Origin of the sequence: Calderihabitans maritimus (assembly GCF_002207765.1) — a bacterium.
GTDB lineage: Bacteria > Bacillota > KKC1 > Calderihabitantales > Calderihabitantaceae > Calderihabitans > Calderihabitans maritimus.
The window spans coordinates 1-24,719 of the sequence record NZ_BDGJ01000008.1 but is presented as its reverse complement, the minus strand read 5'-3'; the positions used below and the strand labels follow the sequence as shown (position 1 = coordinate 24,719).

Annotated in this window: 18 protein-coding genes; 4 read left to right on the top strand and 14 right to left on the bottom strand. The window is 50.3% G+C overall.

Annotation, left to right across the window (positions count from 1 at the left end; translation table 11 throughout):
* Positions 1-16 precede the first annotated feature (16 nt).
* Both addA and addB read right to left on the bottom strand, forming a co-directional pair.
* Positions 17-3,832, bottom strand: coding sequence for a helicase-exonuclease AddAB subunit AddA (gene addA, locus KKC1_RS01515; RefSeq protein ID WP_088552751.1), 3,816 nt, complete (start codon positions 3,830-3,832; stop codon positions 17-19).
* Positions 3,822-7,307: a helicase-exonuclease AddAB subunit AddB gene (gene addB / locus KKC1_RS01510; protein WP_088552750.1), complete on the bottom strand. Its 3,486-nt coding sequence runs from the start codon at positions 7,305-7,307 to the stop codon at positions 3,822-3,824. Before addB ends, addA begins: the two co-directional genes overlap by 11 nt.
* 201 nt (positions 7,308-7,508) lie before the next feature.
* Here addB and serC point away from each other — a divergent pair, with 201 nt between their 5' ends.
* The 4 genes from serC to minC all read left to right on the top strand — a co-directional run bounded on the left by serC (position 7,509) and on the right by minC (position 11,560).
* Positions 7,509-8,597 carry a 3-phosphoserine/phosphohydroxythreonine transaminase gene (gene serC / locus KKC1_RS01505; RefSeq protein WP_088552749.1) on the top strand — a complete coding sequence of 363 codons (1,089 nt, stop codon included), beginning with the start codon at positions 7,509-7,511 and terminating at the stop codon, positions 8,595-8,597.
* 184 nt (positions 8,598-8,781) lie between these two features.
* A complete protein-coding gene (gene groES / locus KKC1_RS01500) occupies positions 8,782-9,066 on the top strand; it encodes a co-chaperone GroES (protein WP_088552748.1) in 285 nt (94 codons plus the stop codon).
* A 41-nt stretch (positions 9,067-9,107) separates the two neighbouring features.
* Complete coding sequence (groL, locus tag KKC1_RS01495; RefSeq protein ID WP_088552747.1) at positions 9,108-10,724, top strand: chaperonin GroEL; 1,617 nt, start codon at positions 9,108-9,110, stop codon at positions 10,722-10,724.
* Between the two features lie 149 nt (positions 10,725-10,873).
* A complete protein-coding gene (minC, locus tag KKC1_RS01490; RefSeq protein ID WP_192868020.1) occupies positions 10,874-11,560 on the top strand; it encodes a septum site-determining protein MinC in 687 nt (228 codons plus the stop codon).
* 29 nt (positions 11,561-11,589) lie between these two features.
* On the opposite strand, the gene KKC1_RS01485 is transcribed toward minC, so the two are convergent.
* From KKC1_RS01485 to dnaE, 12 genes are all read right to left on the bottom strand, one after another.
* On the bottom strand, positions 11,590-13,515 hold the full coding sequence (locus tag KKC1_RS01485) for a cytochrome c3 family protein (RefSeq protein ID WP_088552745.1): 1,926 nt from the start codon (positions 13,513-13,515) through the stop codon (positions 11,590-11,592).
* A gap of 165 nt (positions 13,516-13,680) precedes the next feature.
* Positions 13,681-14,010: a hypothetical protein gene (locus tag KKC1_RS01480; RefSeq protein WP_088552744.1), complete on the bottom strand. Its 330-nt coding sequence runs from the start codon at positions 14,008-14,010 to the stop codon at positions 13,681-13,683.
* Positions 14,011-14,048: 38 nt separating this feature from the next.
* Positions 14,049-15,464 (bottom strand): oxaloacetate decarboxylase subunit alpha, encoded by a 1,416-nt coding sequence (locus KKC1_RS01475; RefSeq protein ID WP_088552743.1) that lies wholly within the window; start codon positions 15,462-15,464, stop codon positions 14,049-14,051.
* A 148-nt stretch (positions 15,465-15,612) separates the two neighbouring features.
* The gene (pyk, locus tag KKC1_RS01470; protein WP_088552742.1) at positions 15,613-17,364 is read right to left on the bottom strand and encodes a pyruvate kinase; all 1,752 of its coding nucleotides are present in this window, start codon (positions 17,362-17,364) and stop codon (positions 15,613-15,615) included.
* Positions 17,365-17,383: 19 nt separating this feature from the next.
* On the bottom strand, positions 17,384-18,298 hold the full coding sequence (gene pfkA / locus KKC1_RS01465; protein WP_088552764.1) for a 6-phosphofructokinase: 915 nt from the start codon (positions 18,296-18,298) through the stop codon (positions 17,384-17,386).
* Between the two features lie 61 nt (positions 18,299-18,359).
* Positions 18,360-18,557 (bottom strand): glutamate decarboxylase, encoded by a 198-nt coding sequence (locus tag KKC1_RS01460; protein WP_088552741.1) that lies wholly within the window; start codon positions 18,555-18,557, stop codon positions 18,360-18,362.
* 81 nt (positions 18,558-18,638) lie between these two features.
* A complete protein-coding gene (gene mtrB / locus KKC1_RS01455) occupies positions 18,639-18,869 on the bottom strand; it encodes a trp RNA-binding attenuation protein MtrB (RefSeq protein ID WP_088552740.1) in 231 nt (76 codons plus the stop codon).
* Positions 18,870-18,953: 84 nt separating this feature from the next.
* A complete protein-coding gene (locus KKC1_RS01450) occupies positions 18,954-20,159 on the bottom strand; it encodes an ABC transporter permease (protein ID WP_088552739.1) in 1,206 nt (401 codons plus the stop codon).
* The gene (locus KKC1_RS01445; protein WP_088552763.1) at positions 20,146-20,886 is read right to left on the bottom strand and encodes an ABC transporter ATP-binding protein; all 741 of its coding nucleotides are present in this window, start codon (positions 20,884-20,886) and stop codon (positions 20,146-20,148) included. Before KKC1_RS01445 ends, KKC1_RS01450 begins: the two co-directional genes overlap by 14 nt.
* A 123-nt stretch (positions 20,887-21,009) precedes the next feature.
* Positions 21,010-21,507, bottom strand: a complete 498-nt coding sequence (coaD, locus tag KKC1_RS01440) for a pantetheine-phosphate adenylyltransferase (RefSeq protein WP_088552738.1) — start codon at positions 21,505-21,507, stop codon at positions 21,010-21,012.
* 147 nt (positions 21,508-21,654) lie between these two features.
* Complete coding sequence (locus tag KKC1_RS01435; RefSeq protein ID WP_088552737.1) at positions 21,655-22,134, bottom strand: hypothetical protein; 480 nt, start codon at positions 22,132-22,134, stop codon at positions 21,655-21,657.
* A gap of 131 nt (positions 22,135-22,265) precedes the next feature.
* Positions 22,266-24,719 (bottom strand): DNA polymerase III subunit alpha (gene dnaE / locus KKC1_RS01430; protein WP_143288649.1); only part of this gene is annotated, 2,454 nt, incomplete at its 5' end.

The following is a 24,719-nucleotide window of genomic DNA, read 5'->3' as shown; positions in this document are numbered from 1 at the left end:
GGAATGCGAAAATTTCTTACCGGCCGGTTATTACCGGTACCGCTCGAGCAAGAGCCACGAAGTAAATGTATGCTTCTTTGACCGGCTTGCGGTAAATTGCTTGGAGAGCGCGGGCGTACAAATTTATCTGCACCCGGTAGCGCTCCACTGCTTCCGGCAGTTTCCGGCTGCCGAATCGGTCCGTTTTGAAATCAAGGAGCAGAAAACCGTCTTCTTCCTCCAGGAAACAGTCAATGATGCCCTGAACCAGTACCCGGTCTTCTCCCGCTACCTCCGGGGGTAAATCGGGATATACCTCCCGGGCCGGCAACCCCAAGCTGAAAGGCACTTCCCGGCGGAGGGAACGGTAAGACTGCTGGATTCTTGTACCCAATGGATGCTGGAAAAAGGTTACCACATCCTCAACTCGGACCGCCCGGGCTTGCTCTTCCGTGAGAATTTCCCGAAAGACCATGGCCTCTACCTGTCGTTTAATCTCCTCTTCATCCAGAGGCCGGCTCAGGTCCAGGTGCTGCATGACCAGGTGAAAGGCTAAACCTTTTTCCGCTCCGGTAAGTTCCGTGCTCTGCTGCAAAAAGCGCGGGCGTTCCGCCAACTGTGGCCGGTAAGCCAAGAAAACTGCTTCCCGGTCAGCATCCTGGTAATCAAACCGGCGTTTCAGTTCACTGACCGACAGTTTGGCCGGCCGGGTTACTATGATCCGGTACGGGTAGCGCCAGTTAAGGCGCCTGTGCACTTCTTCCCGAAAAGGCCGCTCGGGCAAGCTTAAGGGTTCCTGCCGGATTATCTTGTCCCACACCGGAGAGCCCTCCGGGGAAGCGGCAACGGGAACCGAGACCTTTTTCCCTTCCGACAATCCCCAAATTTCCACTTTCCACCGGGAGGGGTCGTCGCTGACCTCCCCCCAGCCTTTCTCCCCAACTCCAGCTAAATTCCGCAAGGGAGAGGCGCAGGAATGGCGCGCTACCGCCGAACAGATCCAGTCCAAATAAGTCCGGGCCGCCGCCAGGTACCCGTCGGGCAACGGCCATTCGAGACGGCTAACCATCCCGCACCATTGCCTACAACACTTTTCCAGTTCCCGGGCCGAACCTACCAAAACGAGCCTCTCCCTAGCTCTGGTCAAGGCCACGTATAATATCCGCAATTCCTCGGCCAGGCTTTCCAGGCGGCAGCGTTCCCTAACAGCCAAATAGGCCAGGCTGGGATATTTGATTCCCGCCTGCGGGTCAACCACTTTAGGTCCCAATCCTAAACCCGGGTGAAAAAGCAAGTCTCCCTGCAGGTCCCTCCAGTTAAATTGCCTTCCCAGGTCAGCCACAAAGACCACTGGAAACTCCAGGCCCTTGCTCTTGTGAATACTCATTATACGCACTACGTCCTCATTTTCCCCGAGAGCCCGGGCAGTACCTAAATCACCTTCGCTCCGGCGCAGCCGCTCTACGAAGCGAAGAAAACGGAAGAGTCCCTGCCGGGCAAAACTGTCAAACTGCCGGGCCCGCTCGTAGAGCGCCAATAGGTTGGCCCGGCGCTGCGCACCTCCGGGTAACCCGCCGGCAAAGTCTGGATAGCCTGTCTCCCGGTAAATCTGCCAGATCAATTCTCCCAGCGGACTCCGTCGGGCTGTAGTGCGCCAGCGCTCCAGCTTCGCCAAAAAATCCCGCAGCTTGCTTCTTAACGGTTCAGAGCCGGAATCCCTGGCGGCTGCCAAAACCGCTGCGTAAAAATCTCCCCGGCGGTCGTACAGCCGGATGCGGGCCAGTTCTTCCGCCGTAAAACCGAACAGGGGTGAACGCAGCACCGCAGCTAGGTGGATATCCTGCCGCGGGTTGTCGATAATGCGTAACAAAGACATGACCGTTTCCACTTCCGGAGAGGAAAAATACCCGGTGCCCAAGTCCGCGTAAGCAGGTATCCCCCACTGGCTGAGCGCCTCCAGGAAAACATTGGCCCGGTGCCGGGTGGAACGAAGTAGAATTACAATATCCCGGTATTTTAGGGGGCGGTACTTTTTCTCCGCCTTATCCCACACTGAAAAGGCCGGTCCCGGCTTCTCGGGGGTACCTTGCACCATTTCCTTAATCCGGCGGGCAATTACATGGGCTTCCCGCTCCAGTGCCTCTAACTCCCGAGAAGAATACTCTTCCTCCCCTTCCACCGTCTCATTATAGTCCTCGGTATACGAGCTTTCCGTCTCGTTTTCCCTGGCCACCAGGTGAAGTTCAACCGGCCCCGCTACCGAAGGGGCGCAGTTTTCTTCGGTTACCTCCGGGTAATCCGCCATACATACCAGTTCGGCAGCAGAATCATAGGCCATCTCCCCTACCCGGGGCGTAAGTATCTGGCGGAACAGGAAGTTCACCCCGTCCACTATTTCCCGGCGGCTGCGAAAATTGGCGTTGAGGTCTATACGGCGTCCCGCTTGCTGTTCCGAATCTGAATAGTCCCGGTATTTGCGGAGAAACATTCCCGGCTCGGCCAGTCGGAAACGGTAAATGCTCTGCTTGACATCTCCCACCATAAAGAGATTGGAGCGATTACCATCCTGCCGGGAAACCAGGTTTAAAATAGCGTCCTGGACGGCGTTCACGTCCTGGTATTCGTCTACCAGCACTTCCTCATATTGTTCCTGGAGTTCCCGGGCAATGGGAGAAGCGACCAGCTCTCCCGGCCCTGCCTCGGGATCCAGCAGAAGCTTCAGGCAGTAATGCTCCAGGTCGGCGAAATCCAGGAGCCCGCGGGCCTGCTTGGAACGGCTGTAGGCTTGGCTAAATCGGTAAACCAGGTTGACCAGGCCTTCCATCAAAGGCCCCAAGCGGTTTATGTCTTGAAGAAGTGCTTCCGGTTCCCGCTGAAAATAGGTGTCCCCCAATTCTTTTAATTTGTCCTTAACCGTTTGCCGTAATGATTTAACTTTATCGGCCAAAGCTTCGTCAACTTCTTCTTTTTTTATCCTTTTTAGTTTAGAGAACGATATACCCAGCCAGTTGCTCCTCAGTTGCTCCCAGGAACCTTCGCGGCAATACGCAGCAAGCCTTCCCACCATCTGCAAGTCCTGCTCCAGATTTTCCCGGTATGCCTCCGGACCGCCGGGATAGGAACAAAGCTCTAAAGCCTGGCGGAGCAAAAATTCCATTCTTTCCAGCTCCATAGCTATGTATTCCAGCACTGCTCCCGTCCAGGGCAGATTTTCCATAGGAGTAGCTTCCTCCACCTTAAAGGCGGCTACCGCTTCCCGCAGCTTTTCCCACGGCCAGGGCTGGGCGCAGGTAAATTGGTACAGGTCTAATACAATATTCTTCAAATTCTCATCATTGCGATTACCGCCGTAGTGCTCTACCAGGGTTAAAAATTCTTCGTCCCTGGAAGCGTACAGTTCCTCGAAGAGGTCATCTACCGTCTCCAACCTCAACAGGGCGGCTTCGTTTTCGTCGGCTACCCGGAAGGCCGGGTCCAGGTCAAGACGGTAATAGTAACGCCTAATGACTTCCAGGCAAAAAGAGTGGATTGTGGAAATGGAAGCTTGGTTCAAAAGGGCCCTCTGCCGGCGCAAGTAAGCATTGTCCGGGTCCCGCTCCAGAGCTTCCTCCAAAGCTTTGCCTATACGCTGACGCATCTCCGCTGCCGCTGCCTCGGTAAAGGTGACTACCAGCAAACGATTAATCTCTACAGGGTCCGGGCCGGTTATCAGATGGATGATACGCTCTACCAACACGGCTGTCTTGCCGGCCCCGGCCGCCGCTGATACCAGAAGGTTTGTTCCCCGGGTAACAATGGCTTCCCATTGGGGTTCGGTCCAGGGCTCTGGAATATCTTTCTGCCTAAAGACCATTTGCCTCTCCCCCTTCCAGTTCCGCTGCCACTCTTTCCCAAAAATCCCCCGCAATTTTCTCCAGGAAACGGTACTGGTCACCAGCGAGAGGATCGAACTGGCAGACTGGCCGGTACCGGCAATGCCGGCAGGGACTCTCCTGACCGCGCCGGTAAGGGGCCACTACAATTTCGCCCCGCACAATGCGGCTGCCCAGCTTCTGCGCTCTTTCCTTAACCAGGCGCAACAGCATTTCAAACTGCTCCCGGCTGGCCGCGGAAGAAGCTTTACCCAGGCTCCCGTCCCGGTTGATCCGCACGGGGATCAGGTAAGAAGTTTCTCCCTTTTCCCTCGCTCCCATTAGCCGCACCGCGTCCATGTCTGCCAGGACCAGCCCTTTCATCTTCAGACGTTTCTTAATCTCCTGCTTCCTTACTTCCTCCGCTACCGGTCCGCTTTCGTTCACAAGAGGACTGTAAACACTGAAATATAAAACTCCCCCGGGTTCTGCCGGACTTCCCGCCAGTTTCTCCGCATTTTCCAGCACTACCGCCAGATAGCACAACAGCTGCAGGGACAAGCCGTGATAAACTTCCTCCAGGCGTAAATCCGCCGGACTGCTCTTATAGTCAATCACCCGGAAAAAGTGACGTCCTTCCCACTCCGCCCAGTCTACCCGATCTATTCGTCCCCGCAGTTCCATTTCCCCCTCCGGCAGCGGCAGGCGAAGCGGAGGTAAACTCCCTTCACCGCCGAAGTCCATTTCTACGGCAACGGGAACAAAACTGCCCCGGCGGGCATGCTCGGTTAGAATTTCTACCGCCAGTTCCAGTTCCCGCCTGAGCTTCAGCACGATATAGTCATGGCGGGCAGAACCCAGAAGGTTAGCCCTTTGTAACCATGGACGAAGTTCCTCCACTACCTCGAGAACTAAATTTCTTCTCTCTTCACCGTCCAATTCTCCCCACTTTCGGGACCGCTGCTGTAGTTTTTCTACAAAACGCTTGAGCGCCCGGTGGAAAAACACTCCCCGGTCGGGAGCTTCAAAACCGAATACGCGCCGTTCCTTTAGCTGCAGTCCATAGGAAGCAAAATAGGAAAAAGGACAGGCGGCAAAAGTCTCCAACCGCGATACACTGCTGCGCAGCGGTTTTCCGTAGAGTTTTTGGACCAGTTCCCGCGGCAGCGGTTTAAGCAAGTTGCTGTAATTGAGGGCTTTGACCAATTTACGAAAATCTTCCTTCCGCTTCTCGTCTTCCACAAACCACTGGTATACTTCTGCCCAGACTGCCGAAAGGGGTTTCCCCTGCCGGACCTCCCGCAATTGGTTTATCAAATAGGTTAAAGACCGATTGGGGTTAACTACGAATTCCAGGTCTTCTTCTCCCGCCGGTTCTTTGGGGGCAAAGTCAACCTCCAGCGCGGGGAAAATCTCCCGCAGGCGGTTGACCACGGGAGAAGGATTTAAAGCCTTTCCTTCGGCATCCGCCAGGGGGTAGCTCAACCAAAGATACTCGCCGGAGCGAGTCAGAGCTATGTAAATTAAATATTGTTCCTGCAGCACCCTCTCCGTTCTGGTAGGGGCCAGTTCTAGCCCCTCTTTCCGCATTTGGCTCCGCTCTTTATCCGAAAAAACTCCTTCTTCGCCCATACGGGCAGGCATTATTCCCTCGCCGGCGCCCAGTACGAAAGCAGCGCGAAGGTTAGGGTGGCGCGACCTTTCCACGTTACCGACCAGCACCTGGTCCACGGCGGGAGGAATTAAACCTAAACGAAGGCTCTCGAGGCCTGCTTCCAATATTTGTGCATATTGCGAGACAGTGATTTCTTCTTCCCCCAACGCCTCGGCCATCTGGTCCAGCAGTTCTAGAACCCCGTTCCATACCTGCACCTGCTCCTGAAGGCCCACCAAATCCCCCTGCTTTTCCGCTTCCAGCCGCCACTCTTCCAAACGCTCGGATACCTTTAGAGCCGCAAGCAGGTCCCACAAAGCTTTGCATATTTCCTTTACCGTCAATTTTTCACGGTTCAGGCGGCGGTAAAAGGGCTCTAATACATGCCGTACTTTTTCCCGGGCCGCGTTAACAGCCGCCAGCTTCCGTTCCTCGTAATCAGTCTCGGTTCCGTTTTCCTCCCACGCCAGCTCATAGTTAAAATCCCACGGCTCTTCCCGCAACCATATCTCTCCCTTTATACCGTGGGCCAGGACATAATTTTCCAAGTGATCTACTTCGCCGCGTTCCAGTGGTACCAGATCCGTTTTTAAAAAACGGAAAACAGGCTCATCAGCCCACCGGGTAGTTACTATTTCCAGAGCCGACCGTAACAGCTCTACCAGAGGGTGGTGGCTAACCTCCTGCTTCCGGTCAATAAAATACGGTATACCGTAGTCGCCAAACACCGTCTCGATTAAGTCCCGATACGGCTCCAAATCCCGCAAAATCACCGCCATTTCCCGCCAGCGGTACCCCCTGTCCCGGCACAGGCTTATCATTTTGCGGGCCGCCGCTTCCACCTCCGCCCGCCGGTCGGCAGCCGCCACCAGTTGTATCCCTTCGACTTTTCCCCGGAAAGGGCAGGTAGGGTAGCGGAAGAATTCCCGTTCCAAGTGCGCCAGTTCGGGAGACAGAGCGAAGCGAAACGGCGCTTTACCCGGCCGGTCCAGAATAAGCGGCTCCGCAACAGGTATTCCGTTATCTTCGGCTATTTTCCTTAATTTATGATACGTCTCCCAAGTAGAATAAAAGAGATCCGTTTCTTCCAGTTCCCGGTCGACATCCCGGCTGTCAATACAAAGGGCTACATTTACCTGCCGGGCCGCGCGCAACAGCGCGCCTAAAACGTGGTATTCCTGGGGGGTGAAGCCGGCAAATCCGTCCACCCAGACGGTAGCGCCCTTTATCAAACGTGATTCCGGTATTTTTTCTGCCAGCAGGTTCAGATAGTCGTCCGGGTCTATATAACGGTTTTTTAGCCATTCTTCCCAGTCGGCGTAGAGACAGGCCAGGTCATGAAGTTTAGCGGCCAGCAGAGAATCTTCCCCTCCCGTTTGTTTGAGCCGGAGGTAATGCTCTTTTATATCCCCGGGACTGAGCCGGTAGGATTTCATTTCCGAAATAGTCCTCGCCAGTTGCTCTACAAAACCGGTCCGGCGGGCAGCCCGGTTATAGACTTTCAGGTCGTCAGTTCTTTTTATCAGGAGCGCCTGTAGGGCCATCCTTTTTCCCAGTTCCCCTATGTGGGGGCGGCTGGCCCCGCCCGCTTCCTGCAGTACGCGAAAGGCCATGCGCCTGAAACTTAAAACCTGCGCCCGAATGGTTCCCGCCAAACCGGGCAGGTTCACCAGCGCGCGTTCCATCTGAAAGGTTGCCTGCTCCGGCACCAGAAATATGATCGAGTTACCTGCAGGTTCTTTATGTAAAGCCTGCCGGATGCCTTCCAGGCAAGTGTGAGATTTGCCGGTACCGGCCCGGCCGAGAATAAAACGCAGGCTCATCTCCCGTCCCCCTTAAAAATTAAAAGTACCTACCTGGGTATTCTATAGCCGGCCAGCGTATTCCTCTCCCCGGAAGTTCTGAATATTTTTGATTTAACATCATAGCAGGAATATACATTTTTGGGACGAATAATAACTAAAATTTATTCCAGAAATTTGTCACCTAACATTAAAAAACTCTAAGGTAAAGGGGTTGTGTCCATGACGAAAAGAGTGTTTAATTTCAATCCCGGTCCCGCTACCCTTCCGCTTCCCGTCCTGGAAGAAGCGCAGAAAGACCTTCTGAATTACAAAAACACCGGAATGTCGGTAATGGAAATGAGCCACCGTTCCAAGGAAGTGTCGGAACTAATCGAAGAAGCAGAAGCCCTGATGAAGGAACTTCTAGAAATTCCTCAGGATTACCGCGTGTTGTTTTTGCAAGGCGGAGCCAGCAGTCAGTTTTACATGGTACCGATGAATTTCCTCCGGGAGGGGAGTGAGGCCAACTACATCATTACGGGTAGCTTTGCGGAAAAAGCTTATAAAGAAGCGGTCAAGATCGGCCCCACTCATATTGCCGCCAGTACAAAGGAAGAAAACTTTACCCGTATAGTGAAACCGGAGGAAATTAAATTAAGCTCTCATCCTGCTTATGTGCATATAACTTCCAACAACACTATCTATGGAACTCAGTGGCACGCTTTTCCGGACTTCGGCGACATACCCCTGGTAGCGGACATGTCCAGCGATATCCTTTCCCGGCGCTTTGACGTTTCTAAATTTGCCCTCATCTACGCCGGCGCGCAAAAAAACCTGGGTCCGGCGGGAGTAACGGTAGTGATCATCCGGCCGGATATGCTGGAACGGGTCCCTGACCATCTGCCGACCATGCTCAAGTATGACACCCACGCGGAAAAGAATTCTCTTTACAATACTCCTCCCGTCTTTGCCATTTACATGGTAACCCTGGTTCTCCGTTGGGTTAAGAACAGCGGCGGACTGGCAGCAATTGAAAAACAAAACGAAGAAAAAGCTAAAGTCCTCTATGATGTTCTGGACAACAGCGGAGGTTTCTACCGGGGTCATGCTCAAAAGGACAGTCGTTCCCTGATGAATGTAACCTTCCGCCTGCCCAATGAAGAACTGGAAAAACTGTTCCTCAGTGAAGCTGCGGACCAAGGCATTGTAGGAGTGAAAGGACACCGCTCTGTAGGCGGAATGCGGGCTTCGATTTATAATGCCATGACCCTGGAAGGCTGCAGGGCTTTAGCTGATTTTATGAAAGAATTTCAGCGCAGACACGGATAAGCCAAACGGCCGCCAAAGTTGCGGCCGTTTCTTTATAGCATTGTAGGGATATTTTTTTTGCTTTTTACCAAAAATACTATTGACAATCCAAGCCTAATTTTCTATATTTAAACTTAGATTGATTGTTAGCACTTCTCCTTGGTGAGTGCTAACAACAATACATATCCGAAAGGAGGGTCTCAAGTTGTTAAAGCCGCTTGGTGACCGGGTAGTAGTTAAGCCTGTTACGGCAGAAGAGAAAACAGAAGCAGGTATTGTTCTCCCGGACACGGCAAAAGAAAAACCGCAGGAGGGGGAAGTTATTGCAGTAGGCCCGGGGAGAATGCTGGACAACGGTAATCGAGTAGCTCCCGAGGTTAAAGTAGGAGACCGGGTCATCTTCGCCAAGTACAGCGGCACCGAGGTTAAAATTGGAGGCCAGGAGTACCTCATCCTGCGGGAAAGCGACATTCTGGCCATCAGGCAGTAATTTCTACCTAAAACAATTTAGCGAAAGGGAGGTTTGGTAAAGTGGCAAAACAGTTGGCTTTTGACGTTCAAGCCAGGCAGGCCCTGGAACAGGGTGTCGACATGGTAGCCAACGCGGTTAAGGTTACCCTCGGCCCCAAAGGGCGCAACGTGGTTATTGAAAAGAAATTTGGTTCTCCCGTCATCACCAAAGACGGGGTAACTGTAGCTAAGGAAATCGAATTAAAAGATCCCTATACTAACATGGGCGCTCAGCTCTGCAAAGAAGTAGCTTCTAAAACCAACGACATAGCTGGTGACGGTACTACTACGGCAACCGTGCTGGCCCAGGCCATCATGAAGGAGGGCCTGAAAAACGTAGCTGCCGGTGCCAACCCGATCTTCGTTAAGAAGGGTATAGACAAAGCAGTTGAGGCAGTAGTCAAAGAAATAGAAAAGCAGAGCATTAAAGTAGAAACCAGAGAAGATATCGCTCATGTTGCTTCTATTGCTGCCAATGACCGGGAAATCGGCGAACTGATTGCCGAGGCTATGGAAAAGGTAGGACGCGACGGAGTAATTACGGTCGAAGAATCTAAAGGTACCACCACTACTTTGACGGTAGTAGAAGGAATGGAATTTGACCGGGGATATGTTTCTCCCTACTTCGTAACCAACCCGGATAACATGGAAGCAGAGCTGGAAGAACCCTACATCCTCCTGTACGAGAAGAAAATTTCCGCTGTTAACGATATCTTACCCCTGCTAGAAAAAGTTGTGCGTACCGGCAAGCCGCTGCTGATCATTGCTGAAGACGTGGAAGGCGAGGCTCTGGCTACGCTGGTCGTCAACAAGATCCGCGGAACACTGAACTGCGCTGCGGTTAAAGCTCCCGGCTTCGGCGACCGTCGCAAGGCTATGCTGGAGGACATCGCCATTCTCACCAATGGTACCTTCATTTCAGAAGATACCGGTATCAAGCTGGAAAATGTAGATATCACCATGCTCGGTAGGGCTAAAAAAGTTAAAATCACTAAAGAAAAGACAACTATCGTGGAAGGATACGGTTCGGAAGAAGCCGTACGCGGCCGCATCAACCAGATCAAGAAGCAGATCGAAGAGACCGATTCCGAATACGACCGGGAGAAGCTGCAAGAGCGCTTGGCTAAACTGGCCGGCGGCGTAGCCGTCATTGAAGTAGGTGCCGCCACCGAAACCGAACTCAAGGAGAAGAAGCACCGTATCGAAGATGCTCTGTCCGCAACTAGAGCCGCAGTAGAAGAAGGTATCGTCGCCGGAGGAGGCGCTACCCTGGTCCACTGCATCCCTGCTCTGGACAACATCCAGGCCGAGGGAGACGAAGCAGTCGGTGTGCGGATCGTGCGGAGGGCTCTAGAAGAGCCGCTGCGTCAGATTGTGGCTAACTCCGGTCTAGAAGGCTCCATAGTAGTAGAAGAAGTTAAGAAGAGAGGCAAAGGAATAGGCTTCAACGCTCTTACGGAAGAATACGTAGATATGGTCAAGGCAGGTATCGTGGACCCAGCTAAGGTTACGCGCAGCGCTCTGCAAAACGCCGCCAGCATAGCTTCCCTGCTACTGACCACCGAAGCCTTGATAGCAGAAATCCCTGAAAAAGAAAAGAACAACAACCCTCCGGGAATGCCTGATATGGATTACTAATAAAACCAAACTCCCCCCACTCCCCCCAGTGATAAGGGGGGAGTTTCTTTTTGCTTCCGTCTAAACCGAATTATGGCAAAATATAGTTCTTGTTGCAGGATAATGTAGTTTTTTATCGAAATATACCTTCAGGCTAAGGAGGGATGCCTATGGCTTCAGAAATTATTTGTATTAAGGGAATTAAAAACGGCCTGCTCATTTGTCTGGACAGTTCCCGGGATATTGAGGAATTAAAGGCTAACCTGAAAGCCAAGATAGAGTCGGCGAAAGGTTTCTTTTCGGGAGCGAGGTTTGCCTTCCACTTCAGCGCTCAACCTTTAAGCTCCTCGGAACAGCAGGAATTGCGGCAAATTTGCTGCCAGCACGGTTTGATCCCTGACGATAATATCCAAATGCCTCAAAGAACTTCTCCTTCCTCTGGCATAAAGCATACGTCCCAAGCTATTCCCGTCAGCAGGGGAGTTCTGGAGGAAGAAATGGAACAGGCAACCATGCTGGTGGAACACAGCGTCAGGTCGGGACAAAAAGTCCAGTTCGACGGAAATGTAGTTATCCTGGGTGACGTCAACCCAGGTGCTGAAATAATTGCTTCCGGCCACATCGTAGTCATGGGTAGCCTTAGGGGTATCGCCCATGCCGGGCTGGGCGGTTTCGAAGAGGCTACCATTATGGCCTATAACCTGCAGCCGACCCAGCTCCGCATCGCCAACAAAATTGCCCGCGCTCCGGAGCAAGAGTTACGCCGCCGGTCTTACCCGGAAATTGCTTATATAAGCCACGGTCAAATTGTTATCGAGCGTTATCGTCCGAGCCGTCCCCTGGCTAAAAGCGGTTAAAAAATCAGGCACCCCGTGAGGTGCTTTTTTTATTCAGGGGGAAAACTGTGGTCGGTATATTTCATCACCTCACCATGACAGGCGGCACAAAGCATCCCCTTTGGGTGTTTCAATTCCTCGCCTTCTTTGTTTAAACCGTGGGAATTATGGCAGGTAGGGCAAGAAACAATCTGAGAAAGGTAGTGTTTGCTAGAGTGGAAGTCACTAAGAAGTCCCTCTTGGTGGCAGTTGCCGCAAACCAAGTCGGTCTGCTGGGATACGGAATAATCGACGGCAGGGTTTAGAATATTGGAATCGGCGGGCAATTTAACGTGGTTTCCTCCCGGTCCGTGGCACTGCTCGCACCGGTATTGCTGTTCTTTCCAGTGGACGGTTTCTTGATAAGTAGTGTATTCCTGGTGACAGCTGTAACATTCGTGGTTGTCATCGTTATCTTTAACGTATCCTCCGCCTGGTTGAAAAATACTGCTTTGAACCAGAGCGGTTTGGGCTGGTTTTTTCAGTCCAGAATTAACCAGGTAACCTTCATTAGCCAGCCCCTTTTCATGGCAGGCTTCGCATACTCCCATATTGGGTAAACGCTTCAAGGCCGAGGAACCAGCCAGTTCTTCTATTTCAGCGCCTACAAAGCTCCCCGTGCCGGCCCAAAGAACGTCTCCCATGTATTTCTCATCCCCTATAGTTCTTTCCCAGTAGTCCTCGTTGGTACCGTGGGCCAGATGACAGGTCAGGCAGGTAATCTTCCCCTCCTCCAGCTTCATCCACTCGGAACGGGAATATCCGTTTCCAATGCCTTCCGGATTGCTCCCGTTATAATCATAAGGAATTCCCACTGCGTGGCGGTAGGCTTTTGAGTAAACACCGTTGGGAGAGAGGGAGCCGGGATGTTCTTCCCCTTCGGTATTGTAATCGGTATGACAGGCCCCGCAAAAATCGTTGATTCCTTTTTTGTGGATAACCACTTCATCAGTGGTCAGATAATTATCTATTTCCATCTCTACCCGTAAAGCGGGGACAAAGCTGGCATATAAATTCTCTCCCGGGGCCAGCAAACCGTCCGGAACAGTAATTTCGCTATATCCCTTCTGATTGCTCAAGTTAAAGTCTTTAATTTCGGTCGCGCTTTCGGGGCTGTACCCTTTGTATACCTTAACTTTATAAGGATAACCAATAATCATCAGCAACTTGTCTCCGCCTTCCTTAGCAACAAATACTCCCTCCTCCAGCTGCAGTTTCATCAATTCCTTCTTGTGGTTCACCGTCTGCACAAAATTAGGGTCTGGGTGCAGCACCCTGGCATTTCCACCCTGCCCATGAGGACTGTGGCACGACTGGCAGCTGAACTCTTGATCCCAGCGGTAAAGTTCTTTTCCCAGGCGCGTTAACCCGGTAACTTCCTTTTGCTTTGATCCACCGGGGGCGGCGGCCACCGTTATGGCTCCGGTAACGTTGTGATTGGACCAGGACTTTTCACTCTTCCCCCCGTATCCCCCGAAGGCACCTCCATAAGCCGGTAGCGCATCCTCACCGTTTCTTATTTCACCCCGTACCACATCATAAGTGGTGCTGACCGTACCGTCATGACAGGCCATGCAAGTTTCATAAACGGTATACCATTGAAGCAGGGAAGGGCCGACCGCCGAGTGAATGGAATGGCAGGAAGAACAGGCGTCGGTTTCGTTGCCGTAGTTGGAATGAATGCGGTAGGAAGCCGGGAATTTTTCATTTGGAAGATAGATTTCAAAGGGATAATAGGTAACCGCGTCGGGATTGAATTTGAGATTGGGATCTAAATTCTCCAGATAATAACCATTCTGGTTTTCCTGCGGGACGGTGGTAGGTGTATAAAAGTAATCTTCCATGCTGTAGTATTTAGGCTGCTCGGCAACAGCCGGCACCGCCAGCCCTACAGCAAAGCCGGTGAACGCAACCAGCAAAACCAGTACTCTTTTCAAAAACAAATACCTCCCTTCCGTGCCTATTATTCCCCCTTTCTAACCATATATTCCCAGTAAAAATCAGGCCTTCCCGTAAATGTTTATAACCGGCTTAACAGAAATATGAGGCTGCAATTAGAAAAAAACAAACCCTGCTGAGCAGGGCTTGTTTTTTCGTGTCGGTCAATTTATCAGGGCCTTTAAATGCTTGATTAGCCGGGGCAGTAACTCCTGTTTGGAAGGGCTGAAAAACACTCTTAACTCCGGCCCTTGTTTTTGTACTATCTGCAAATAATTGTCTACCCTCGATACTTCCTGTAATCCCTCCAGGGGAGCCCGCAGGCATCCAAATCCCAGGAACTTTTTTTTAAGATGGTAGACAGCCTTGTTAGTGACCACCAATGCCTCTTTATCCGACGCCTGTAAAGAAAGCCGGGTTAGTTCGGTCATCGCCACTCTTTCCCTGAAAACGCGCTCAAATTGGGGGTTGAGCTGTTCCAGTAATTCCAGCATGGACTCACCTCTGCCACTTCTCAAGCTCCCCGCGATTTTTAGATGGGATGATAAGGCGGAGTTCCGTTCTTCGGTCCTTCTTGGGATATGGTAAAGTCTACTCTTGTTTTAGCCGCCATCCTTTCCTCTAAGAAGCGGCTGGCAACCTGGGGAAACAGAGCGTATGACAGGATGTCTTCTTCTTTTTCCATGTAAGGCGCTACCCCTTTTTTGGCTTCTTCCAACTGGGGCTCCAAGAGATCTGCCGGGCGACAGGTAATAGGTTCTTCGTCCCCGATGATCTTCCGCCGGATCTCCTCATTTACCGGACCGGGGGGTTGCCCGTAAAGACCCTTCATATATGCCTTCGATTCGTTGGTGACCATCTTATACCGTTCGCCCATGATAACATTCAAGACAGCCTGCGTCCCTACTATCTGGCTGGAAGGGGTAACCAAAGGCGGGTAACCGAAGTCCTCCCTGACCCGGGGAACTTCCGCCAGCACCTCGGGTAGTTTGTCCAGAGCATTCTGCTGGGCCAGTTGGGAAATAAAGTTAGAAATCATGCCTCCCGGAATCTGATAGACCAGAACGTTGGCATCCACTGTATTGGCCGCCACGTCAAATTCCTTATATTCCTTTCGCACCTCTTTGAAGTACTCGGCTATTTCCGACAGGAGTTGCAAGTCCAGGCCGGTATCGTAAGGAGTGCCCTGTAATGCCGCCACCATCGATTCCGTAGCCGGTTGAGAAGTTCCCATGGCCAGAGATGATATGGCGGTGTCAATTACATCTACTCCAGCTTCTATTGCCTTCAGGTAAGTCATGGAGGCCATACCGCTGGTATAATGGCAGTGCAGCTGGATGGGAATGTTTATATTCTGCTTAAGGGCAGTAATAAGCTCAAAGGCGCCGGTAGGAGAAAGAATTCCGGCCATATCCTTGATACAAAGGGAATCCGCCCCCATTTCCTCCAACTGCTTGGCCAGAGCCACATAGTGTTCCACATTATGCACCGGGCTTATAGTATAAGAAACGGTAGCCTGTACGTGAGCACCTACCTGTTTGGCCACTTCCATAGCTTTGCGCATGTTGCGTACATCGTTCAGAGCATCAAAAATACGGAAAATATCTATCCCGTTAGCGTGGGCTTTCTTGACAAATTCTTCTACCACATCGTCCGCATAATGTTTATATCCCACCAAGTTCTGGCCTCTCAACAGCATCTGCAGCTTGGTATTCCGGAAAGCTTTTCTCAACTGCCGCAATCTTTCCCAGGGATCTTCATTTAAAAACCGCATACAGCTGTCAAAAGTGGCTCCTCCCCATACCTCCAGGGAATGAAAACCTACTGCATCTATTTTTTCTGCTATAGGCAGCATATGCTCCGTCTTCATGCGGGTGGCCAGCAGGGATTGGTGAGCATCCCGCAGGGTGGTGTCGGTAATCCTTATCCTTCTGGTAGTGGTTGCCATGGCCGGCACCTCCTTTGTTGCTTGTTTATGAGATTATATGTGCCACAAATCTTAGCCATTCTACACCTTAGTTTTATATTCCTTCCCTTTTGCTCATGAATACAAGATACATACGATTACAAAAAAACCTCGCCGGCAGCGAGGAGAATCACAAGACTTTGGTAACACCGCGGTAAATCAGCCCTCGGGGGGCATCCACCGTTATGATGCTTCCATCTTCTAATTTTTCCATTATATCTTCTATCCCAACCACCACCGGGATCTGCAGGCTGATTCCAACAATCGCCGCGTGCGATGTAAGTCCCCCTTCTCCGGTAATAACCGCCGCCGCCCTCTCCATGGCCGGCACAAAATCTCTATCGGTACTGTAGGTGACTAAAATGTCTCCTTCCTGCACCTTGCGTAAAGCTTCCGCCGCATTCTTGACCAGACGTACTCTTCCGACCGCCACCTGATTACCAATACCTATCCCTTTAGCAATTACTTCTCCCACAATATGAACTTTGAGTAAATTGGTAGTGCCGGGAACACCGGCAGGTACGCCCGCCGTGATTACCACCAGGTCACCGCTGCGGATTATCCCTTTTTCCAGGGCCGCAGCCACCGCACTGGAAATCATTTGGTCCGTGTCGGTTATCTCGGATACTTTCAGCGGATAAACTCCCCAGACCAGACAGAGCTTTCTGAGAACCTGCTCATTGGGGCTGGTGGCAATGATAGGAGCTTTGGGACGGTATTTGGAAACCATTCGGGCCGTTGACCCTGATGCCGTGGGCGTAATAATGGCTGCTGCTTCCAGGTCCAGGGCGATATCACAGGTAGCGTGACTGATAGCATCCGTAACCGTCTTTTGGGGAACAATCTGCCTTTTACCCAGGATTTCTTGATAATGGATGGCTTCTTCTGCCCGGAGGGCAATCCGGGACATGGTACGTACCGTTTCTACCGGGTATTTACCGACCGCCGTTTCACCCGACAGCATAATGGCATCGGTTCCATCCAGAATGGCATTGGCCACATCGCTGGCCTCAGCCCTGGTAGGCCTGGGGTTTCGAATCATGGATTCTAACATCTGGGTGGCGGTAATGACTGCTTTACCTTCCTTATTACACTTTTCTATTATTTGCTTCTGCAGCAAGGGGACCTCTTCGGACGGAATCTCTACTCCCAGGTCCCCCCTAGCCACCATAATGCCGTCGGCCACCCTTAATATCTCTTCGAAATTATTTACTCCTGCTCGGTTTTCAATTTTGGCAATGATGGATATATCCGCGTTATGTTCCTCCAAAATCCTGCGAATTTCCAGAATATCCTGAGCCCTTCGCACAAAAGAAGCTGCAATAAAGTCTACTTTCTCCTCTATGGCAAAATGAATATCTGCTATGTCCTTCTCCGTAATTGACGGCAGCCTGACTTCTACTCCGGGTACGTTAACCCCCTTACGGCTACTTATTTCCCCGCCGTTAATGACCAGGCAAACAATTTCCTTTTCCCGTACTTCCCTTACTTCTAATCCTATTAAACCGTCATCCAGGAGAATAGTGTCTCCCTCTTTTACATCCTGGGGTAACCCGCGATAGTTGACTGAAATCTTCCGGGAATCGCCTTCCGTTTTCTCCACCGTAAGAACAAGTTCCTGTCCTTCCTTAAGGACCGCAGAACCTCCCTTAATATTGCCGATGCGAATTTCCGGCCCTTTAGTATCCACTAAGATAGCAACGTATTCTCCTAATTCCTGCGCCGCCCGGCGGACGGCCTGAATTCGCTTCCGGTGCTCTTCGTGGGTGCCATGGGAAAAATTTAAGCGGGCAACATTCATGCCGCTTATGATCATCTCTTTTAAAATATCTTCCTGTTCGCAAGAAGGACCAATAGTACAGACAATTTTGGTACGGCGCACGTCACTTTCCTCCTTCGTTCTAAATCGACAGGACTCCCGCTAATTCATAAGCTTCGCGATCTACCGTTTTGGTTCTCTGCAGGACCTCTTCCAACGGGTAATTGACCACGCGGTTGTTCTCAAAGCCTACCATTTGACCACTCTTCCCCTCCAAAAGCAACTCCACCGCACGAGCCCCCGTGTAGCTGGCCAGCATCCGGTCAAACGCCGTCGGAGTACCGCCCCGTTGTATATGTCCTAAAATTATTACCCGCGTTTCAAAGCCGCCCTTCTTCTCTATTTCCTTACTAATATCTATAGCGCTGCCCACTCCTTCGGCCACCACGATAATACTGTGAAGCTTGCCTCGTTTACGACCTCGCTCTATCTTTTCAACTACCATATCCAGGTCATAATCTATTTCGGGAATTAGAATAGATTCGGCTCCGCCCGCAAGACCGGCATTCAGGGCTATAAATCCGGATTGCCTGCCCATTACCTCCACAATAATTATTCGCTCATGAGACGTGGCTGTGTCCCTGGCCTTGTTAATGGCATCAACTGCCGTGTTAACTGCCGTATCAAAACCAATGGTGTAATCAGTACAGGGAATGTCGTTATCAATAGTGGCGGGTACTCCGATAGTGGGAACCCCCAATCGGGCAAGGTGTGCAGCTCCTCGAAAAGAGCCATCCCCCCCGATTACGACTAGGCCGTCTAGCCCTGCTTCTTGAATCTTTTGTAACGCTTCCTTCCTGCCTTCCTCGGTCTTAAATCTCTCACTGCGGGCCGTCAGCAGTATGGTACCGCCCCGGTGGATAATGTCGGCTACCGAACCCACATGCATTTCCCGGAATTCACCTTGAATAAGTCCTGCGTAGCCCCGGCGGATACCTATAACCTCCAACCCGTGATATATTGCCTTCCTGACCACCGCTCTAATAGCAGCATTCATTCCTGGTGCGTCTCCGCCGCTGGTTAAAACCCCAATTCTTCTAACCAATTTTATCCTCCCCTTAAAGTTTGACCAGTTCACTAATTATTTCATGGGCCTCTTCAACTTCGGATTCTGGAACCAAAACTTCCACTGAACCACCTTTGACCTGCGCCGAACCGACTGGACGCAGGTTGACCAGAAGTCCTTCCCGGGTTAATACTTCTTTAACCTTTTCTGCCACTCGCCGGTTGGGAGCAATATAGACTACTGTCCACATACGCGGGCCCTCCTTTTAGTCTACCTCCTGTTCTGACCCACAATACAATTAAATCCAGGACTTTAACCTGGATAGTACTATTTACTCACCGGCTTCCACAACACCGTGTTTGGTGTAAATTTTCGCCTTGCCGCGAATTTTTATAGCTGAAGTATGCTCCGTAAACTGAGCAATCATTACTTCCCCTTTATCCAGTTTCTCAGTGTGGTGAAACTTGGTATCTTTTCCTCTCGTCAAGCCGATTAAAGTCACCCCGTTTTCCAACGCTTTGACTACCACATATTCTCCTAAAACTTCATGTGGGTTATCCATTCACCCCTCACCTCTGTCTCAAAAATGTCATTAAAACCAAGGTTATCATATCACAAGTTTCAAGGCTTTTCAAGAAACTTCGCGCTATTCATAACGCAGTGCTTCCAACGGATCGAGCAAGGCAGCTTTTCTCGCCGGATAGTACCCAAAGAAAATTCCCACCAGCACAGCAAAGAGAAAAGCTACCACCAACGACCAAGGGGGGATAACGGTCGTAAGGTAAGGTATATATTGCGTTATCAGATAGGAAGCAACAATACCTAGAAAAACTCCAATTACCCCTCCCCCTACACTCAGGGCTATCGCTTCCAGCAAAAATTGGAGTAGAATATCCCTTCTTCTGGCCCCCAGAGCTTTGCGCAAACCTATCTCTCCGATCCTTTCCATAACCGAGACCAACATAATATTCATTATACCGATTCCCCCCACTATCAGGGATACACTGGCAATTCCTCCTAGCATGGCAGTTAAGGTGTTAGTAATTCCCCGGAAGGCATTTAAAATGGCCCTTTGTTCCGTAACCATGAAATCTTCTCCTTTATGTCTTTTAAGCAAAATTTTTTTAACCTGTTCTTCTGCTTTCTCCACCTGCCCCGGCGACCGGGCAGATATAAACATTAAACCTACCTGACTGGTATCATAGTGTTTTTCTGCCGTAGTTATAGGGATAAAGACCCGGTCATCGTTGTTAATGGTCAGAGTGTTTCCTTTACGAGCCATAACACCAATGACTTCGTACTCCCGCCCGTTTATTTTTACTTTTTTCCCTATCGCTTCTTCCTTGGTTCCTTTAAAAAGGCGTTTAAAAGTTGTGTGACCTAAAACTACTACCTGTTTTCTAAGTTTAGTATCCTGATCACTGATAAATCTTCCCGCTTCCACCGGTGAATTCCGGACTTGAGGATAAGCGGGTGAAGTTCCATTTACTAAAGTTTCCTTTTTTGCTTTATCAAATTGAATGCGACTGCCTACCTCAATGATAGGAGCAACGCCTTTAACCGCCGGGGCCTGACTTTCTATAGCTTGAGCATCTTCAAAAGTCAACTTGCTCACCGTACCTCCCAGAGAAGCAGCGGTTAGGCCTCCTGCTTTATGGGGCGTCACAATGATAAGATTGGAACCCAACGCCTGAATCTGATTCGATATGTAGCTCCGGACTCCCTCTCCAATAGAAATGAGGGTCACCACCGAAGCTACTCCAATGATAACTCCGAGCGCAGTAAGAAAAGCCCGCAACTTGTTAGCCGCCAGTCCTTTCAGAGCCAGCTTGATGCCATCAATTAAGCTCATGCTGCACTTCCCTTCTCTCTTTCAAATCCGTTGGAAAAATTAAATACTGGGACGCTTGATCGGGGGTCAGGTGGTTGGCTATAATTTCCCCGTCTCGTATCAGAACCGTCCTTTCCGCCCGGCTGGCAACCTCCCGGTCATGAGTTACCAGGACAATAGTGGTTCCTTGCTGGTGGAGCTTTTGGAAAATCTCCAACACTTCGTTTCCCGACCGGGTATCAAGATTGCCGGTAGGCTCGTCCGCCAAAATGAGGGCCGGGTCGTTAACGAGGGCCCGGGCAATGGCCACTCGCTGTTTCTCCCCTCCGGATAATTGGTGGGGATAATGATACAGCCGGTGGCCTAATCCCACTGAATGCAATAATTCTTTGGCCCTGTCCTTCCTTTGGCGGGGAGAAAGACCCAGGTATATCATCGGCAATTCCACATTTTCTACAGCAGTAGCCCGGGAAAGCAACTGGAAGTTTTGAAATACAAAACCTATTTTTCGGCTGCGGATATATGCCAACTGATTGTCGTCTAACTTGGCTATGTCTTGACCTTCCAGCAGATAACTACCGGACGTAGGTCGGTCCAGACAGCCGATAATATGCATCAAAGTGGATTTACCGGACCCGGAGGGACCCATAATGGCCACAAATTCTCCTTTAGCCACTTCCAGCGAAACGCCTTTTAAAGCTATATCTATCTCGTTGTACGCTTTAACTATGTCTTTTAGTAATACCAGCACCGCTGTCACTTCCACCGTTCTACTTTACAGTTCGCTTCTTATTCTGCCCGAAATAATTTTAATCTATCAACAAACTGTTCCATTTTGTGATAAATAAAATAAGCAGGCCTGCAGCCTGCATTAACAGTCTCCGTCCCTTTGGATACCGTATTTATCGTACAGCGCCTCCGCCACCTCCGGAGGCACCAGTCCCTTTATACAGCCTCCCAGGGAAGCCACCTGTTTAATGATGCTGGAACTGAGAAAAGAATATTCGCCCGCGGTCATTAAGAATAAGGTTTCCACTTCCTCCGCCAATTTTTTGTTCATCATGGAAAGCTGAAATTCGTACTCAAAATCAGAAATGGCCCGCAGACCCCGAATAATTATATTTGCTCCCTTCTTCTTAACAAAATTGGCCAACAGACCTTTGAATCCTTCGACTTCAACATTCGGGTAGTTTTGGGTAACTTTTTTTAACAGTTCAATTCTCTCCGCATGGGAAAACAGGTTGTTTTTGTAATTGTCATAAGCAACCGCTATAATGACTCGGTCAAACAATTTACTGGCTCTCTGGATAATATCCAAATGGCCGTTAGTAACGGGATCAAATGTTCCAGGATACACAGCGATTCTCAATGTCTCTGTCCTCCTTGCCCCAATAGTTAAATCCGTGTTTGACTACATTACGTATACCATATTATATATAGCAGCAATTATTTCCTGCCCTTCCCCTTTAATTTATGAAAGAAAAAGAGCACCACGCATAACAGGTGCCCTTTAAGGTTATTGTTCTTCCAGTCCTTTGACGGTAACCTCACCTTCTTCTGATACCCGGTGGCAGTTAATACAGTTTTTATCGTATTTCTCCAGATAGTGTTCCCCTTCCACCAAATGTATCCGGTGGAGGATAGTGCGGAAGGGCCGTTCACTTTCATGCCCGTGGCACTGAATGCAGTCCTTGAGGGTGGCATCTTCTTTTACCTGCGGATGGCCCTCGATATTCTTGACCTCAGCACTCAACCGGTAATCTTTGTCGTCTTTCTTGCGGTGACAGCTCACACACCCGTTAGGGGCCTGGTCTTCCATCATTTGCGCGGCATTTGGTTCGGGGGATTTTTCCTCTCCTGGTTTTTCAGCTTCCTGCTTGGCTTCCTGCTTTTGTTGAGGAGACGGCTCTTCCCCTCGAGGTGGACACCCCGTCAGCAGTACCGCTACTGCGACTAAGACAACCACAAAAATTAAGAGCCTGGTATGTTTTCTCATCTCCTTCCACCTTCCTCTAACAAGTTTTCATTCCCATGGTATTTTGCCCAACTAGTACAATTTTATCCATATAAAAAAAGAACTGGTCATTGACCAGTTAACTTCATGCTGTCAGCTCTAATTTACTGCCCTTAACCGCCGGGTTGAACAATTTTCAAATTCCCCTTTCCCAAAATTTGCTCCACTTCCTGCTCCAGTTTGGGATGGGGGTCCACCCAATAGCGGTTGTTGATTAAAATGCATTTGTTCTGGCGGGGAAAATACAGGTACACAGGACTGTTTCCCCGGTACTGCATGAGGACCTTTTTCAATTTCTCTATATGTACTGCTTCTGCCTGTTCCAGGCGAATATATATTTTAGGTGGATTGGGGGAAGAAGGCAAAGTCTTTACCAGCTCGCCAAAAACTTTCAATTCTTCATCTCGTTTGCTGACTTTTCCCTCCACGACTACTATAGTATCTTCCTGCAAAATTCGGCTGAAACGGCTGTAAACGCGGGGAAAAATCAACACCTCTACCCTACCGGTGGTATCCTCCAATTGGAGGTAGGCCATCACTTCTCCCTTCCGGGTCACCGTTTTTCTCACTCCGGTCAGTATCCCGCCAATTTTTACCGCCGTTTCGTCAGATAAGCTTTCCAGATCGGCAACACTGTGGGTAGCAAACCTTTTTAATTGTTCCTGATACTCCGCTAAAGGATGCCCGCTGACGTAAAACCCCAGCATTTCTTTTTCCATAGCTAAAATTTCCCGGCGGGAAAATTCTGGAATGTCCGGAATAGTTTCCAGTGAGGTCTCCGTTTCTTCCCCGTCTACCAAATCTATCAAAGACATTTGTCCACTGTTCCGGTCCCGTTGAACTTGCTGCGCAGTCTCCAGACACCTTTCCAGGATGGCAAGCAGTTGAGAACGCCTCACCCCCAGAGAATTAAAAGCTCCACACCGAATAAGGCTCTCTATTACTCTTCGGTTGACCTGCCGGAGGTCAACTCGCTGGCAGAAATCCGTCAACGTTTTAAAAGGCCCGCCGGAATTTCGGGCAGAAATAATGGCCTGAATGGCATTTTTCCCAACATTTTTCACCGCGGCCAAGCCGAAACGGATCTTGTTATTCACTACCGTAAAGTCTACCAGACTTTCGTTTACGTCCGGAGGCAGGATTTCAATACCCATGCGCCGGCATTCTTCGATATAAACGGGTACCTTGTCGGAGTTCTCCATAATGCTGGTCAGAAGAGAAGCCATATATTCCACCGGGTAATTGGCCTTCAAATAAGCCGTCTGGTAAGCTATATAAGCATAGGCAGCACTATGACTCTTGTTAAACCCGTAGCCGGCAAAGTGAGCCATTAATTCAAAAATCTTTTCTGCGGTCTTTCGGTCAACTCCCCGTTTTTCGGCCCCCTGTAAAAAGTTTTCCCTTTGAGCGGCCAGCACCTCCGGTTTCTTTTTCCCCATGGCTCGCCGCAACAGGTCGGCCTGTCCCAGAGTAAAACCAGCCATTTCGCTGGCGATCCTCATCACCTGTTCTTGATACAAAATCACGCCATAGGTTTCTTCCAGAATAGGTTTCAGCAGAGGATGAAGGTATTCTACGGGAACTTTTCCATGCTTGCGGTTAATAAAATCATCTACCATACCGCTTCCCAGAGGACCGGGGCGGTAGAGAGCCACCAAAGCTATAATGTCTTCAAAACGTTCCGGCTTGAGATTTCTAAGAATATTGCGCATTCCCGAACTTTCCAACTGGAATACTCCTATGGTTTCTCCCCGGCTTAAAAGGCTATAGGTTTTCTCGTCGTCTAAAGGTATCTGATCTATGTCCAGGGAAATCTTTCGCGTTTTTTCGACCAGCCGGAGGGTATCCCCGATGACGGTCAGGGTGCGCAAACCCAGTATGTCCATCTTGAGTAACCCAATTTCCTCTACGGTCTGCATGGGAAACTGGGTTGTAACCATTCCTTCGGAGGTCTTCTGCAAAGGAAGATAGCAGGTGAGCGGTTCTTTAGCAATCACAATTCCTGCTGCATGAGTCGAGGCATGACGGGGCATGCCTTCCAGCGCCCGGGCAGTATCCAATAGCTGTTTTATCCTTTCATCTCTTTCATACAGCTCTTTAAGCTCCGGACTGAGCTGCAGGGCTCTGTCGATCGTGACCCCTAACTCGTTGGGGACGAGTTTGGCAATCCGGTCTGCTTCCTGATAAGAAAAATTCATCACCCGGCCTACATCCCGAATCGCTGCTTTGGCCGCCATAGTTCCAAAGGTGATTATCTGAGCCACCCGGTCGCTGCCGTACTTCCGGGATACATATTCAATTATTTCCCCGCGCCGCTCAAAACAGAAATCAATATCAATATCCGGCATGGTAACTCGTTCCGGATTCAAAAACCGTTCAAAAAGTAAGTCGTATTGCAGCGGGTTAATGTTAGTAATCCCCAAAACATAAGCAACCAGACTCCCGGCAGCCGACCCCCTGCCCGGGCCCACAGGAATGCGTTTCTGGCGGGCAAAATTAACTAAATCCCAGACTATAAGGAAGTAACCGGAATAACCCATTTGCCGGATAATTTTCAATTCATAATC